This is a genomic window from Pseudomonas sp. LRF_L74 (genome assembly GCF_965644255.1).
GTDB lineage: Bacteria > Pseudomonadota > Gammaproteobacteria > Pseudomonadales > Pseudomonadaceae > Aquipseudomonas.
Genome location: NZ_CBFFRH010000005.1, coordinates 63,721 through 78,440, shown reverse-complemented (window position 1 = coordinate 78,440; position 14,720 = coordinate 63,721). Strand labels below are relative to the sequence as shown.

Annotated in this window: 10 protein-coding genes; 5 read left to right on the top strand and 5 right to left on the bottom strand. The window is 63.8% G+C overall.

Annotation, left to right across the window (positions count from 1 at the left end; genetic code table 11):
- Positions 1-46: 46 nt before the first annotated feature.
- The 4 genes from ACSZPK_RS13950 to apbC form a co-directional block, all read right to left on the bottom strand.
- A complete protein-coding gene (locus ACSZPK_RS13950) occupies positions 47-3,139 on the bottom strand; it encodes an MdtB/MuxB family multidrug efflux RND transporter permease subunit (RefSeq protein WP_437882078.1) in 3,093 nt (1,030 codons plus the stop codon).
- Positions 3,136-4,335 carry an MdtA/MuxA family multidrug efflux RND transporter periplasmic adaptor subunit gene (locus ACSZPK_RS13945; protein WP_437882077.1) on the bottom strand — a complete coding sequence of 400 codons (1,200 nt, stop codon included), beginning with the start codon at positions 4,333-4,335 and terminating at the stop codon, positions 3,136-3,138. The genes ACSZPK_RS13950 and ACSZPK_RS13945 overlap by 4 nt, the downstream gene beginning before the upstream one ends.
- Positions 4,336-4,582: 247 nt before the next feature.
- On the bottom strand, positions 4,583-5,083 hold the full coding sequence (gene tpx, locus ACSZPK_RS13940) for a thiol peroxidase (protein ID WP_437882076.1): 501 nt from the start codon (positions 5,081-5,083) through the stop codon (positions 4,583-4,585).
- A 96-nt stretch (positions 5,084-5,179) separates the two neighbouring features.
- Entirely contained in the window at positions 5,180-6,265 is a 1,086-nt protein-coding gene (gene apbC / locus ACSZPK_RS13935; RefSeq protein WP_437882075.1) for an iron-sulfur cluster carrier protein ApbC, read from the bottom strand.
- Between the two features lie 185 nt (positions 6,266-6,450).
- Between apbC and metG the strand changes: the two genes are divergently transcribed.
- Positions 6,451-8,499, top strand: a complete 2,049-nt coding sequence (gene metG / locus ACSZPK_RS13930; protein ID WP_437882074.1) for a methionine--tRNA ligase — start codon at positions 6,451-6,453, stop codon at positions 8,497-8,499.
- 81 nt (positions 8,500-8,580) lie between these two features.
- Here the strand turns inward: metG and bglX are convergent, their stop codons facing one another.
- Entirely contained in the window at positions 8,581-10,878 is a 2,298-nt protein-coding gene (gene bglX, locus ACSZPK_RS13925) for a beta-glucosidase BglX (protein WP_437882073.1), read from the bottom strand.
- A 245-nt stretch (positions 10,879-11,123) separates the two neighbouring features.
- Between bglX and ACSZPK_RS13920 the strand changes: the two genes are divergently transcribed.
- The 4 genes from ACSZPK_RS13920 (at position 11,124) to ACSZPK_RS13905 (ending at position 14,694) form a co-directional block, all read left to right on the top strand.
- Positions 11,124-12,260: an RnfABCDGE type electron transport complex subunit B gene (locus tag ACSZPK_RS13920; RefSeq protein WP_437882408.1), complete on the top strand. Its 1,137-nt coding sequence runs from the start codon at positions 11,124-11,126 to the stop codon at positions 12,258-12,260.
- Positions 12,261-12,277: 17 nt separating this feature from the next.
- Positions 12,278-12,913: an endonuclease III gene (nth, locus tag ACSZPK_RS13915; RefSeq protein WP_437882072.1), complete on the top strand. Its 636-nt coding sequence runs from the start codon at positions 12,278-12,280 to the stop codon at positions 12,911-12,913.
- A gap of 108 nt (positions 12,914-13,021) precedes the next feature.
- On the top strand, positions 13,022-13,204 hold the full coding sequence (locus ACSZPK_RS13910; protein ID WP_437882071.1) for a PA3496 family putative envelope integrity protein: 183 nt from the start codon (positions 13,022-13,024) through the stop codon (positions 13,202-13,204).
- 383 nt (positions 13,205-13,587) lie between these two features.
- Positions 13,588-14,694 (top strand): LLM class flavin-dependent oxidoreductase, encoded by a 1,107-nt coding sequence (locus ACSZPK_RS13905; protein ID WP_437882070.1) that lies wholly within the window; start codon positions 13,588-13,590, stop codon positions 14,692-14,694.
- The last annotated feature ends 26 nt before the right edge of the window (positions 14,695-14,720 follow it).

Genomic DNA, 14,720 nt, shown 5'->3' with positions numbered 1-14,720 from the left:
CGCGGGCTATCCCCGCTCAACATCTCCGCGGTATGGGCTGGAACCCTCATACCGCCACTCCCGCCGCGCTGCGACCCGTGAAACGCTTGGCCGCGCGGTCGAAATACAGGTAGATCACCGGCGTGGTGAACAGGGTCAGGACCTGGCTGAGCAGCAGCCCGCCGACCATCACCAGGCCAAGCGGTTGGCGCAGCTCGGCGCCGGAGCCGCTGGCCAGCATCAGTGGCACGGCGCCGAACAAGGCGGCCAGGGTGGTCATCAGGATCGGCCGGAAGCGCAAGAGTGCCGCCTGGTAGATCGCCGCCTCCGGCTGCATGCCCTGGTTGCGCTCGGCGTCCAGAGCGAAGTCGATCATCATGATCGCGTTCTTCTTGACGATACCGATCAGCAGGATGATGCCGATGATCGCGATCAGCCCCAGGTCGTTGCCGGTGAGCAACAGCGCCAGCAATGCGCCGACCCCGGCGGATGGCAGGGTCGAGAGAATGGTGATCGGATGGATGTAGCTCTCGTAGAGCACGCCGAGGACGATGTACATGGTCACCACCGCGGCCAGGATCAGCAGCAGGGTCGACGAAAGCGAGGCGCGGAACGCTTGCGCGGCGCCCTGGAACTCGCTCTGGATTCCGCCCGGCAGGGCGATCTCGCGCTGCACCTGCTCGATCACCTCCACCGCCTGGCCGAGGGAGACGCCCTTGGCCAGGTTGAACGACACCGTCACCGCCGGGAACTGGCCGATATGATTGACGACCAGCGAACTGGCGCGCTCCTCGACCTTGACCAGTGAGGTCAGCGGCACTTGCGCGCCACTTGCCGTCGCCACATGGATCTGCCGCAACGCCTGCAGGCCCTGGTTGCTGGCCCCCTGGCTCTCGAGCACCACCCGATACTGGTTGGCCTGGGTGAAGATGGTGGAGATCTGCCGCTGCCCGAACGCGTCATACAGCGCATCGTCGATGGTGCCGACATTCACCCCCAGGCGCGAGGCGGCATCGCGGTCGATGCGCAGGTAGGCCTGCAGACCGCGCACCTGCAGGTCGCTGGCGACATCGAGCAACTCGGGGCGCTGGCCGAGGGCATCGATCAGGCGTGGCGTCCACTCCTCCAGCAGGCTGGCATCGGGCGACTCCAGGCTGAACTGGAACTGGGTACGGCTGACCCGGTCCTCGATGGTCAGGTCCTGCACCGGTTGCAGGAAGAGCTGGATGCCAGGCACCTTGGCCAGCTCCGGACGCAGGCGCTCGATCACCTCGCTGGCGGTGACGTCGCGCTCGGCGTGGCGCTTGAGGTTGATCAGCATGCGCCCGCTGTTGAGCGTGGTGTTCTCGCCATCCACGCCAATGTAGGACGACAGGCTGGCGACCGACGGATCACGCAGGATCACCTCGGCCAGGCGTTGCTGGCGCTGGCTCATGGCGCTGAAGGAAATGCTCTGCGGCGCCTCGGATATGCCCTGGATCACCCCGGTATCCTGGACCGGAAAGAAGCCCTTGGGCACCGCCAGGTAGAGCACGACGGTCAACGCCAGCGTGCCAATCGCCACCAGCAGGGTCAGGAACTGGTTCTTCAGCACCCAGCGCAGGCCGGTTGCGTAGTGCTCGATCATACGCTCGATGAAAGCACCGCTGGCCCGGTAGAAACGCCCCTGGTCCTCGTCTTTCTCCTGCTTGAGCAGGCGCGCGCACATCATCGGGGTGAGGGTCAGCGACACCACCAGGGAAATCAGGATGGCCACCGCCAGGGTGATGGCGAATTCGCGGAACAGGCGCCCGACCACATCGGCCATGAACAGCAGCGGGATCAGCACGGCGATCAGCGACAGGGTCAGCGAGACCAGGGTGAAACCGATCTGCCTCGCGCCTTTCAGGGCGGCGTTGAGCGGCGTCTCGCCCTCCTCCAGGTGACGCGCGATGTTTTCCAGCATGACGATGGCGTCGTCGACCACGAAACCGGTGGCGATGGTCAGCGCCATGAGGCTCAGGTTATTGATCGAGAACCCGGCCAGGTACATGACCCCGAACGTGCCGATCAGCGACAGCGGCACGGCGATGGACGGAATGATCGTGGCCGAGACCTTGCGCAGGAACAGGAAGGTCACCAGTACCACCAGGCCGATGGCCAGTACCAGTTCGAACTGCACGTCCTTGACCGCCGCGCGGATGGTCTGGGTGCGGTCGGTCAGGATCTTCACGTCGACGCTGGCCGGCAGCGAGGCGGTGATGGCCGGCAGCAACGCCTGGATGCGATCCACCACGTCGATGACGTTGGCTCCCGGCTGGCGCTGGATATTGATCAGCACCGTCTGGTTGCCATCGGCCCAGGCCGCGAGGCGCTCGTTCTCGGCGCCGTCGATGATGGTCGAGACATCGCGCAAGCGCAGTGGCGCATTGTTCTCGTACTTGAGCACCAGGTCCAGATAAGCCTCGGCCGACTCCAACTGGTCGTTGGCGTCGAGCTGGGACACCTTGGTCGGGCCGTCGAAATTGCCCTTGGGCTGGTTGACGTTGGACGCGGCGATCAGGCTGCGCACGTCCGACAGGTTCAGGCCATGGCTGGCCAGCGCCTCGGCGTTGACCTTGATCCGCACCGCCGGGCGTTGCCCGCCGGACAGGCCAACCAGACCGACACCGGCGATCTGGGCGATCTTCTGGCTCATGCGCGTATCGACCAGGTCATGGACCTTGGTCAGCGGCATGCTCGGCGAGCTGACCGCGAGGGTCAGCACCGGGGTATCGGCCGGGTTGACCTTGTTGTAGACGGGGGGCGTCGGCAGGTCCGTCGGCAGCAGGTTGTCCGCAGCATTGATCGCGGCCTGCACCTCCTGCTCGGCGACATCCAGGCTCACCGCCAGGCTGAAGCGCAGGGTGATCACCGAGGCGCCGCCCGAACTGGTCGAGCTCATCTGTTGCAGCCCGGCCATCTGCCCGAACTGGCGCTCCAGCGGCGCGGTGACGGCGCTGGTCATCACATCCGGGCTGGCGCCGGGATAGAGGGTCAGCACGCGAATGGTCGGATAGTCCACCTCGGGCAACGCCGACACCGGCAACAGCCGGTAGGCGATCAGGCCGGAGATGAAGATCGCCACCATCAACAGCGTGGTGGCGACCGGCCGCAGAATGAACAGGCGCGATGCGTTCATGTGCCGCTCTTGAGCGGAATGCGCGGGTTGTCCTGGTCGACGCCAGGATCGGCGACCACTTCGACAGCGCTGCCTTCCTTCAGTTTGTCGGTGCCTTCCAGGACGATGCGTTCACCGACCTTGAGCCCGGCATCGATCACTACCTGCGCACCGTTGCTGGCACCGGCGGTGACATCGCGCAACTGAATCTTCTGATCGTCACCGAGGACGAAGACGAAGGTGCCTCTTGAACCGTACTGCAGGGCGGCCGATGGAATCAGAACCACATCGTTGCGGGTCTCGACCCGCAGGCGCACGTTGACGAACTGATTGGGGAACAGGCTCTCGCTGTCATTGCTGAAACGTGCCTTGAGTTTGACCGTTCCGGTCGCCGTGTCGATCTGGTTGTCCAGGCTGTGCAGCACGCCTTCGGCCAACACCTGTTTCTCGTTGCGATCCCAGGCCTGGACCAGCAGCTTCTCGCCCTTGCGTACGCGTTCAAGCACAGGCGGCAGCTCGTTTTCGGGCAGGGTGAAGGCCACCGAGATCGGTTTCACCTGAGTGATCACCACCAGTGGCGTGGTGTCGCTGCTGGTGAGCAGGTTGCCGATATCCACCTGACGCAGGCCCAGGCGTCCGTCGATGGGCGCGCGGATGCGGGTGAAGTCGAGATTCAGCCGGGCGTCTGCCACCGCGCCCTGGTTGCTCTTCAGCGTGCCGCGGTACTGGCCAACCAGCGCTTCCTGGGTGTCCAGGGTCTGCTTGGCGATCGAGTCCTCGGCATACAGGCCCTTGTAGCGCGCCAGATCGATCTCGGCATTCTTCAACTGCGCCTGGCTCTGCGCCAGGGTGCCTTCGGCCTGCTGCAAGGCCACTTCATACGGGCGCGGATCGATCAGCGCCAACAGCTCGCCAGCCTTGACCTGCTGGCCTTCCTCGAACATCACCTTGGCCAATTGCCCGCTGACCCGTGGCCGCACGTTCACCGTATTGATCGCGGTGACGGTACCCAGCGCCTTGAGTTCGACATCGAAACGCCCTTGTGCCACCGCCCCCACACGCACCGGCACCGGGCCGCTCCAGGGCCCCGGAGCCTCCTTGTGCTGCGGCTCGGCCGGTTTCGGCCAGAGCCACCAGGCCAGCAGGGCTATGACAAGGAGCAACACAACGACCATCCACTTGCGGGAGGCACGCGACGAAGAACGGGTATCGGACATGGTCAAGGGGGTCATCGGTCTGGGGAGGGTGAACGATAAGTACTATCAGCTCGCAAGCAAAGCCTCTTTACGGCCTATTTACCCTTTTTGATACAAAGCAAGTACCTGAGCGGTAATGAAAAAGCATATCCAGCAGGATTTTCACCGCCTGACCAGCCGCCAATCGCAGCCCGTCACGGCAACGGTCACAAGGCATGAAACGAAAACGGCCTGCATCAAGCAGGCCGTTGTCACTACACGCTTACGTTTACTTGAGTACGGCCAGGGCCGCGTCGTAATTAGGCTCCTGGCCGATTTCGGCGACCAGTTCGCTGTGCAGCACCTTGTCGTTCTCGTCCAGCACCACCACCGCACGGGCGGCGACACCGACCAGCGGGCCGCTGGCCAGAGCCACGCCATAGTCCTTGAGGAAGCTGGCGCCACGCATGGTCGACAGGCTGATCACGTTCTCCAGGCCTTCGGCGCCGCAGAAACGCGCCTGGGCGAATGGCAGGTCGGCGGAAATGCACAGCACCACGGTGTTGTCCAGCTTGCTCGCTTCGGCGTTGAACTTACGCACGGAAGTGGCGCAGGTCGGGGTATCGATGCTGGGGAAAATGTTCAGGACTTTGCGCTTGCCACTCAGGCTGGCCAGGCTCACGTCAGCCAGGTCCTTGCCGACCAGGCTGAACGCCGGGGCCTGTTGGCCAGCTTGCGGCAGTTGGCCGTCGACTTGAACCGGGTTGCCACGCAGGGTTACTTGACTCATGGATTGCGTCCTTATGGTGTAGTTGCGCAAACAAGGGGCTGAGAGTTTCCCGCAGTGACTGCTGGAAATCCACCGCCCCGGAGGAAGGTTATGAACTCAGTCGTCGCTGATGGTGATGGTCGGCATCGCCATGCCACCACTCTGGGCGATACGCGCCCCGACGCTACGTGCCATGGCCTGGTAGAGCATGGCGATCTGGCTTTCCGGGTCGGCCACCGTGGTCGGCTTGCCACCGTCTGATTGCAGGCGGATAGCCATCGACAATGGCAGCGAGGCCAGCAGGTCGACGCCATATTGCCCGGCCAGCTTGGCGCCGCCGCCCTCGCCGAACAGATGCTCGGCATGGCCGCAGTTGGAACAGATGTGCACGGCCATGTTCTCGACCACGCCGAGCACCGGGATGTTGACCTTGCGGAACATTTCCACGCCCTTGCGCGCATCGAGCAATGCCAGGTCTTGCGGCGTGGTGACGATCACCGAACCGGCAACCGGCACTTTCTGCGCCAGGGTCAGGTGGATATCGCCAGTGCCGGGCGGCATGTCGATGACCAGGTAATCGAGATTGTCCCAGGCGGTCTGGGTGATCAGCTGGATCAGCGCGCCGGAGACCATCGGCCCGCGCCACACCACTGGCGTGTTGTCGTCGGTGAGAAAGGCCATGGACATCACTTGTACGCCATGGCTCTCGACCGGCACGAAGAACTTCTCGTCGCGAACCTTGGGCCGCGTGCCTTCGGCGATGCCGAACATGATGCCCTGGCTCGGCCCGTAGATGTCCGCATCGAGAATACCGACCCGCGCGCCCTCGCGGGCCAACGCCAGGGCCAGGTTGGCGGCGGTGGTCGACTTGCCGACGCCGCCCTTGCCCGACGCCACGGCGATGATGTTCTTCACGCTGGCCAGGGCAGGTATCTGCTCCTGGGCCTTGTGCGGCTCGATGCGCACATCGACCTGCACGCTGGCACTGTCGACGCCGTCGAGGTTCTCCAGGGCCATCTGCAGCATCTGGCTCCAGCCGTTCTTGAACAAGCCGGCGGCGTAGCCCAGCTCCAGGCGCACGCTGACCTTGCCGCCCTGGATGGCGATATCGCGCAGGCAACCGGCGCTGACCGGGTCCTGATTGAGATGGGGATCGGTGAACTGGCGCAGGGCCGTTTCGACCGCTTCGCGGGTGACGCTCATGGGGACGACTCCGAAAGACTGAGCAAAACAGGCGGGCATCATAGCAGCAGCGCAGTTGCTGATTCGCTACCGACAATGACTTACGCAGCGATGAATGCGCGCTTTTTCTCGCTCAGGTGGCCTGAGCCGTGCCGCATCCTTTATAGTTCCAGGCTTTCCAATAGCCATAGCCTCTGCGAACGACCATGTCCGAAGCCCGCAAGATTCTCGTTACCAGCGCCCTGCCCTACGCCAACGGTTCGATCCACCTCGGCCACATGCTCGAGTACATCCAGACCGACATGTGGGTGCGCTTCCAGAAGCTGCGCGGCAACCAGGCCATCTACGTCTGCGCGGACGATGCTCACGGCTCGGCGATCATGCTGCGCGCGGAGAAGGAAGGCATCACCCCCGAGCAACTGATCGACGGGGTCAAGGCCGAGCACAGCGCCGACTTCGCCGATTTCCTGGTCGATTTCGACAATTTCCACTCCACCCACTCGCCGGAGAACCGCGAGCTGTCGGAGTCGATCTACCTGGCCCTGCGCGAGAACGGTCATATTTCCACGCGCTCGGTGACCCAGTATTTCGACCCGGAAAAAGGCATGTTCCTGGCCGACCGCTTCATCAAGGGCACCTGCCCGAAATGCGCGGCCGACGACCAGTACGGCGACAATTGCGAGAAATGCGGCGCCACCTACGCGCCGACCGAGCTGAAGAACCCGCGCTCGGCGATTTCCGGCGCCGTGCCGGTGCTCAAGGACTCCAAGCACTTCTTCTTCAGGCTGCCGGACTTCCAGGCCATGCTGGAAAAATGGACCCGCAGCGGCACCCTGCAGGAATCCATGGCCAACAAGCTCGCCGAGTGGCTCGACGCGGGCCTGCAGGAATGGGACATCAGCCGCGATGCGCCTTACTTCGGCTTCGAGATTCCCGACGAGCCAGGCAAGTACTTCTATGTCTGGCTGGACGCGCCGATCGGCTACATGGCCAGCTTCAAGAACCTCTGCGCGCGCCGCCCGGAACTGGACTTCGACACGTTCTGGAACAAGGACTCCAAGGCCGAGGTGTACCACTTCATCGGCAAGGACATCGTCAACTTCCACGCCCTGTTCTGGCCGGCCATGCTCGAAGGCGCCGGCTACCGCAAGCCGACCGCGATCAACGTGCACGGCTACCTGACGGTCAATGGCCAGAAGATGTCCAAGTCGCGCGGCACCTTCATCAAGGCGCGCACCTACCTGGATCACCTGAACCCGGAATACCTGCGCTACTACTACGCCAGCAAGCTGGGCCGTGGCGTCGACGACCTCGACCTGAACCTCGACGACTTCGTGCAGAAGGTCAATTCCGACCTGGTCGGCAAGGTGGTCAACATCGCCAGCCGTTGCGCCGGCTTCATCCACAAGGGCAACGATGGCGTGCTGGTCGCGGCCAACCCGGAGCCGGAGTTGTGGAATGCCTTCCAGGGCGCCGCGCCGAGCATCGCCGAAGCCTACGAGCAACGCGACTTCTCCCGCGCCATGCGCGAGATCATGGCGCTGGCCGACCGCGCCAACGCCTGGATCGCCGACAAGGCGCCGTGGGCGCTCAACAAACAGGCAGGCAAGCAGGCCGAAGTCCAGGACATCTGTGCCCTGGGCGTCAACCTGTTCCGCCAGCTGGTGATCCTGCTCAAGCCGGTGCTGCCGAACCTGGCCCGCGACGCCGAGGCCTTCCTCAACGTCGCGCCGCTGGCCTGGGCCGACCTGAGCGCACCGCTGGCCAACCATCAGCTCAACCCGTTCAACGCCCTGCTCACCCGCATCGAGCCGGCGAAGATCGAGGCCATGGTCGAAGCGTCCAAGGAAGACCTGGCCGCCGCCGAAGCGCCCAAGGAGGACGCTCCCCGAGGCAACGGCGAGCTGAAAAAAGACCCTCTGGCTGCCGAGATCGCCTTCGACGCATTCGCCGCCGTGGACCTGCGCATCGCCCTGATCGAGAAATGCGAGTTCGTCGAAGGCGCGGACAAGCTGCTGCGCCTGACCCTGGATATCGGCGACGAAAAGCGCAACGTGTTCAGTGGCATCAAGAGCGCCTACCCGGAGCCGAGCAAGCTCGAAGGTCGCCTGACCCTGTACGTGGCCAACCTGGCCGCGCGCAAGATGAAGTTCGGCGTATCCGAAGGCATGGTCCTGGCCGCCGGCCCCGGCGGCGAAGATATCTACCTGCTCAGCCCCGACAGCGGCGCCAAGCCGGGTCAGCGAGTGAAGTAAACACAAGAACGGCGCCTCAGGGCGCCGTTCTTGTTTTATTGATCGCCATTCCCGCGCAGGTGGGAGTGACGGGCAACGGCTCTACTCCAGCTCGAACGTCTCCTGCTGCACGTTCTGCGAGTCCAGGCCGATCTGCACGTTGAACTCGCCAGGCTCGGCACGGTACTGCATCTGCAGGTTGTAGAACTTCAGGTCATCCTCGTTGATGTCGAAGCGCACCACTTTCTCCTCGCCAGCCTTCAGGCTGACTTTCTGGAAGTTCTTCAGCTCCTTGATCGGACGGATCATCGAAGCGGCAACATCCTGCAGATAAAGCTGGACCACGGTAGCGCCATCACGAGAGCCAGTGTTCTTCACCGTCACGCTGGCCTCGACCTTGCCGCCACGCCTGACCTTGGTCGCCGACAGGCGCACCGGCGACAGCTCGAAGTCGGTGTAGCTCAGTCCGTAGCCGAACGGGTACAACGGGCCATTGGGTTCCTCGAAGTATTGCGAGGTGTAGTTGCCCGGCTTGCCCACCTGGTACGGCCGGCCAATGCGCGGATGGTTGTAGTAGGTCGGGATCTGCCCCACGGAGCGCGGGAACGAGATCGGCAGCTTGCCCGACGGGTTGTAGTCGCCGAACAGCACATCGGCGATGGCATTGCCGCCCTCGGTGCCGGTGTACCAGGTTTCCAGGATCGCATCGGCGTTGGCCTGTTCCCATTTCAGGGTCAGCGGACGGCCGTTCATCAACACCAGGACCAGCGGTTTGCCGGTGGCCTTGAGCGCACGCAGCAGTTCGCGCTGGCTTTCCGGCAGGTCGAGGCTGGTGCGGCTGGACGATTCATGGGACATGCCGCGCGATTCCCCGACCGCCGCAACGATCACATCGGCCTGCTGCGCGACTTTCAGTGCCTCGGCAATCATCGCCTCAGGCGTGCGCGGGTCCTGCACCACCTCCGGGTCGTCCCAGTTGAGGAAGTTCAGGTACTCGACGATATGGCTGTCGTTGGTGACGTTGGCGCCACGTGCGTAAAGCAGCCTGGCCTGGTCACCCAGGGCGGCCTGCATGCCCTGGCGCAAGGTCACGGTCTGCTTCGCCGCGCCAGAGGCCGACCAACTGCCAAGCATGTCGATGTGCGAATCGGCCAGCGGACCGATCAGGGCGATGGTGCCCTGCTTCTCCAGCGGCAGCGTATTGCGACGGTTTTCCAGCAACACCATCGACTTGCGCGCGACATCACGGGCCACATCGCGGTGCTGGAGGTTCTCCACCCCCGGGTCGGCCGAGTCGTCCTGGGCCTTGCCGATACGCAGGAACGGGTCGGCGAACAGGCCCATGTCCCATTTGGCGCCCAGCACCTCGCGCACCGCGTTGTCGACTTCGCGGATGTCCACTTCGCCAGACTCGATCAGGCCCGGCAGCTCGCTGGCGTACAGCTCGTCGTGCATGCTCAGGTCGACGCCGGCCTTGATCGCCAGCTTCGCCGCCTCGCGGCCATCGCGCGCCACGCCATGGCGCATCAGTTCGCTGATTGCACCATGGTCGCTGATGGTCACGCCCTTGAAGCCCCACTCCTTGCGCAGCAGGTCTTGCAGCAGCCAGGTGTTGGAAGTCGCCGGCGTGCCGTTGATCGAGTTCAGCGCGACCATCACGCCGCCAGCGCCGGCATCCAGTCCCGCCTTGTAGGGCGGCAGGTAGTCCTGGTACATGCGCATCGGGCTCATGTCCACGGCGTTGTAGTCGCGTCCGCCTTCCACCGCGCCATACAGGGCGAAGTGCTTGACACTGGCCATGATGCTGTCGGCCTGGTTCGGGGTCGCACCGCCCTGATAGGCCTTGACCATGACCTCGGCGATACGCGACACCAGGTACGGGTCTTCACCGAAACCCTCCGAAGTCCGCCCCCAGCGCGGGTCGCGGGAAATATCGACCATTGGCGCGAAGGTCATGTCGAGGCCATCGGCGGCACTCTCGATGGCCGAAATCCGGCCACCGCGCTCGATGGCCTCCATGTCCCAGCTGGAAGCCTGGGCCAGGCTGATCGGGAAAATGGTGCGGTGGCCATGGACCACGTCGTAGGCAAAGAAGATCGGTATCTTCAGGCGGCTGTTGTTGGCCGCGGCCTCCTGCAATGGACGGTTTTCCTGGCGGGTGACGCTGTTGAAGGTCCCGCCAATGCGCCCGGCGGCGATTTCCTTGAGGATCTGCGGCTTGGGCATCTCCTTGCCGATGCTGATCAGGCGCAATTGGCCGATCTTCTCGTCGAGGGTCATGCGGCTCATCAGGTCGGCGATGAACGCCTGCTTGTCCTGCGGCGGTTTCGGTTGGGTATCGGCGAACGCGGGAGCCATCAGCAAGGTCGTGACCAAGCCAAGGAGATGCAGCCTATTCATTGACATAGGTTCTCGGGCGGCAGTAATGGAAGAAGCGAGCATAGCCGACACGCCGTAGCGGTGCGGTCTGGCCGCCCCTTTTACCTGAGCCGGCGCCCTGGCGAAAGGGCCCTCTCAGGATAAAAACGACAGTCGGACCGGGCGAGGTTGTAGCGCCATGCCAGGGCCGGGATAATACGAGCCCTTTCCGTCGATCCCGCACCACCCGGCATGAGCGTTTCTTCCATCACTTTCGCCTTGTTAACCTGCTCGCCACGGCGGCCATTCGCATGAGTCTTGCCCAGCGTATCGAGGCCATTGATGCCCTGTTGCCGCAGACTCAGTGCGGCAAATGTGGCCATCCGGGCTGCCTGCCCTACGCACGGGGCATGGCCGAAGGGGAAGCGATCAACAAATGCCCGCCAGGCGGTAGTGCCACCGTGCACGCCCTGGCCGACCTCCTGCGGGTGCCGGTACTGCCGCTGGAGCAGCCGGAAGTCCCCGCGCAACTGGCGCTGATCCGCGAGGACGAATGCATCGGCTGCACCAAGTGCATCCAGGCCTGCCCGGTGGACGCCATCGTCGGCGCGGCCAAATTGATGCACACCGTGATCGCCGCCGAATGCACAGGCTGCGAACTCTGCGTGGCGCCCTGCCCGGTCGACTGTATAGACATCGTGCCGCTAGCCGCGCCCCAGGCTCGCGCCCAGCGCGAGATGGCCGGGCATTTCCGCCGCCGGCATGACGCACGCCAGGAGCGCCTGGCACGCCTGGAGGCCCAGCGGCGCGCCGAACGGGAAGCCCGTAGCGCCCCGGCGACCACCAGGCCAGCAGCGGCAGTGCCTGCCAGCAACGGAGATCAGGCGCGTTACAAACGCCTGAAGATCGAGGCGGCCATGGCACGCGTAGCGCTGGCCAAGGCCGAGAAACAGTTCGCCCAGCACGGCACCGACGTATTGCGCGCCCAGGTCGACAGCTTGCGTCTGGCGGCCGAAGCGAGCCAGCGTGACCTCGACAACGCCCAGCCTGCGGCGCCCAGCCTCGGCGAAGCGGCATTGAAACAGGCCAAGATTGCCCTGGCCGGGCGCCGCGCCGAACTGGCCAGGGGGCAGCGCCAGGGCGCCGACGAAGCGACCTTGCAGGCATTGCGCCAGGCCCTGGCCGATGCCGAGGCGGCCCTGCACCAGGCCGAAGACGCCAGCGGCAAACCGCCGCCCAACCTGCAACGCATCGACAAGCGCCCGGTGGATAGCCGCCTGCGCGAACTGAAGACCGAGCTGGCCTACGCCCGTGCCGACCTGAGCCGCCTGCAGCGGCGCCAGGATGTGCCAGCCACACAACTACAACAGGCCCGGGTACGCTTCGATGAAGCCCAGCGCCAGCTGGATGCCCATGGCACCTGACTTGACCGGACGACCTGATGAACGCCGCCAAACGCCTGGAGATCTTTCGTCGCCTGCACGAAGACAACCCCGAACCCAAGACCGAACTGGCCTATACCACGCCCTTTGAGTTGCTGATCGCCGTGATCCTTTCGGCCCAGGCCACCGACGTCAGTGTGAACAAGGCGACCGCCAGGCTCTACCCGGTCGCCAATACGCCCGAGGCGATCTACGCCCTCGGCGTCGAAGGACTGTCCGAGTACATCAAGACCATCGGTCTCTACAACAGCAAGGCGAAGAACGTCATCGAGACCTGCCGCCTGCTGATCGAGAAGCACGCCAGCCAGGTCCCGGATAACCGCGAAGACCTGGAAGCCCTGCCGGGGGTGGGACGCAAGACGGCCAACGTGGTGCTCAACACCGCCTTCCGGCAATTGGCCATGGCCGTGGACACCCACATTTTTCGCGTGAGCAACCGCACCGGCATCGCCCCCGGCAAGAACGTGATCGAGGTGGAAAACAAACTGCTCAAGTTCGTCCCCCGTGATTATCTACTGGATGCGCATCACTGGCTGATCCTGCATGGCCGCTACGTTTGCCAGGCGCGCAAGCCACGTTGCGGCAGTTGCCGGATCGAAGATTTGTGCGAGTACAAGGCAAAAACCTCCGACTGATTGATCTTTATCAGTGTTTTGGCCTTGACCGATTGAAAAAATCTTTTTTACCACCTTCGTCTTTGCCGCTATAAGGTCGCCAACATCGCCCCGAATGCTGGAGTGACAATGAGCACAGGCAAAGAAGAACTCGACCTCGAAGAAGACTTTGTCGCGGAAGACACCGAAGACAACAACGAGCGCCCGGTCGAGGTCGCCAAGACCAACCTGACCAAGCGCCGCATCATCGACAACTACCTCGATGAGCGCCGCCTGCAGAAGCAATTGGGCGATTACGACTACGATCTCTGAGTCACTGCAACGGCCGGCAAAGGCCAGATAGCCGATCCGGGTGAATGGCCGGGATCGGCTTTTTCATACCTGCTACCCAGGGCCTGTTGGCCTTTCGGTGCACGCCACGTCGTCGCGCAAGCGGGTCTCGAAACACCTGGGCTTTTCAGGCCCCTGGCGCTCGCCTTATCGCTTCCTGCCCGAGTCCCATCCCTGCGCAGTTTTCCCACTGCATGCGGTTCTCGCTTGAAAACACCGCAACTAAATTACAAATAAAAATAACATAAGCATATTTCTATACGGTTTTTGCATATTCAAACCGCCTTCCCTAGTATCCCGTTCAATGCCCTGACGTGCCCACGCCGCTGCCCATAGAGGCGGCTCTCATTGAACAGGAGTTACCCATGAGTCTCGAATTTATCGGCCTGATCGGCCCTCAGGAAGGCAGTGAATCGCAAGCGCCCCGTGGCCCCATCGTCGACGTGGAGTTCGTCAAGGCATTCGCCCAGGCCCAGGAATACGGCGGTTTCGACAAGGCGCTGCTGGCGGTCAATACCAGTGCGCCGGACTCGATGATCCTGGCCAGCTACGTCGCCGCCCTGACCGACAAGCTCGGCCTGCTGGTCGCGCATCGCCCTGGCTTCCAGGCACCGACCTTCGCCGCCCGCCAGTTCGCCACCCTCGACCACCTCAGCGGTGGTCGGGCCTCGATCAACGTGATCACCGGTGGCGACAGCGGCGACCTGCAACGCGATGGCGACTTCCTCGACAAGGACGCTCGCTACGCCCGCACCGAGGAATACCTCGACATCTTCCGCAAGACCTGGACCAGCACGGAGCCCTTCGACCATCACGGCGAGCACTACCGGGTCGAAGACAACCTGACCCTGGTCAAGCCCATACAGAAGCCACATGTGCCGATCTACTTCTCCGGCGCCTCCGACGCCGCCGTGGAAGTCGCCGCCAAGCACGCCGATGTGTACATGATGTGGGGCGAGCCGGTGGAGCAGATTCGCGAACGCATTGCCAAGGTGCGCAAGGCGGCAGCCAAGTACGGTCGGGAAAAGCACATCCGTTTCAGCCTGTCGCTGCGACCGATCCTCGGCGCCACCGAGGATGAGGCCTGGGCACGCGCCGAGCGCATCCTCGAAGACGCCCGCGCGCTGATCAACCTGCGCCAGAGCAAGCGTCGCGACAAGAACTTCGGCACCAGCAACGCCGGCTCCTCGCGCCTGGTCGAACTGGCCAGCCAGCGCAAGGTCCACGACAAGCGCCTGTGGACCGAGATCGCCGCGCTGACCGGCGCCGCCGGCAACTCCACGTCGCTGGTCGGCACGGCGGATCAGGTCGCCGAGGCGGCGCTGGACTACTACAACGTTGGCGTCACCACCTTCCTGTTCCGCGGCTTCGAGCAGTTGCGCGATGCCGTGGAGTACGGCCAGGACCTGCTGCCGCGCATTCGAGCCCTGGTCGCCCAGCAGGACGGCGCCAAGAAAGTACAGAACGGCTGAAACTCCGCCGGCCAGGAGCGCCCTCG

Excerpts from the sequence above, each read along its gene's own strand:
- ACSZPK_RS13950 (WP_437882078.1), bottom strand. The coding sequence starts at position 3,139 with ATGAACGCATCGCGCCTGTTCATTCTGCGGCCGGTCGCCACCACGCTG.
- ACSZPK_RS13945 (WP_437882077.1), bottom strand. The coding sequence starts at position 4,335 with ATGTCCGATACCCGTTCTTCGTCGCGTGCCTCCCGCAAGTGGATGGTC.
- tpx (WP_437882076.1), bottom strand. The coding sequence starts at position 5,083 with ATGAGTCAAGTAACCCTGCGTGGCAACCCGGTTCAAGTCGACGGCCAA.
- apbC (WP_437882075.1), bottom strand. The coding sequence starts at position 6,265 with ATGAGCGTCACCCGCGAAGCGGTCGAAACGGCCCTGCGCCAGTTCACC.
- metG (WP_437882074.1), top strand. The coding sequence starts at position 6,451 with ATGTCCGAAGCCCGCAAGATTCTCGTTACCAGCGCCCTGCCCTACGCC.
- bglX (WP_437882073.1), bottom strand. The coding sequence starts at position 10,878 with ATGAATAGGCTGCATCTCCTTGGCTTGGTCACGACCTTGCTGATGGCT.
- nth (WP_437882072.1), top strand. The coding sequence starts at position 12,278 with ATGAACGCCGCCAAACGCCTGGAGATCTTTCGTCGCCTGCACGAAGAC.
- ACSZPK_RS13910 (WP_437882071.1), top strand. The coding sequence starts at position 13,022 with ATGAGCACAGGCAAAGAAGAACTCGACCTCGAAGAAGACTTTGTCGCG.
- ACSZPK_RS13905 (WP_437882070.1), top strand. The coding sequence starts at position 13,588 with ATGAGTCTCGAATTTATCGGCCTGATCGGCCCTCAGGAAGGCAGTGAA.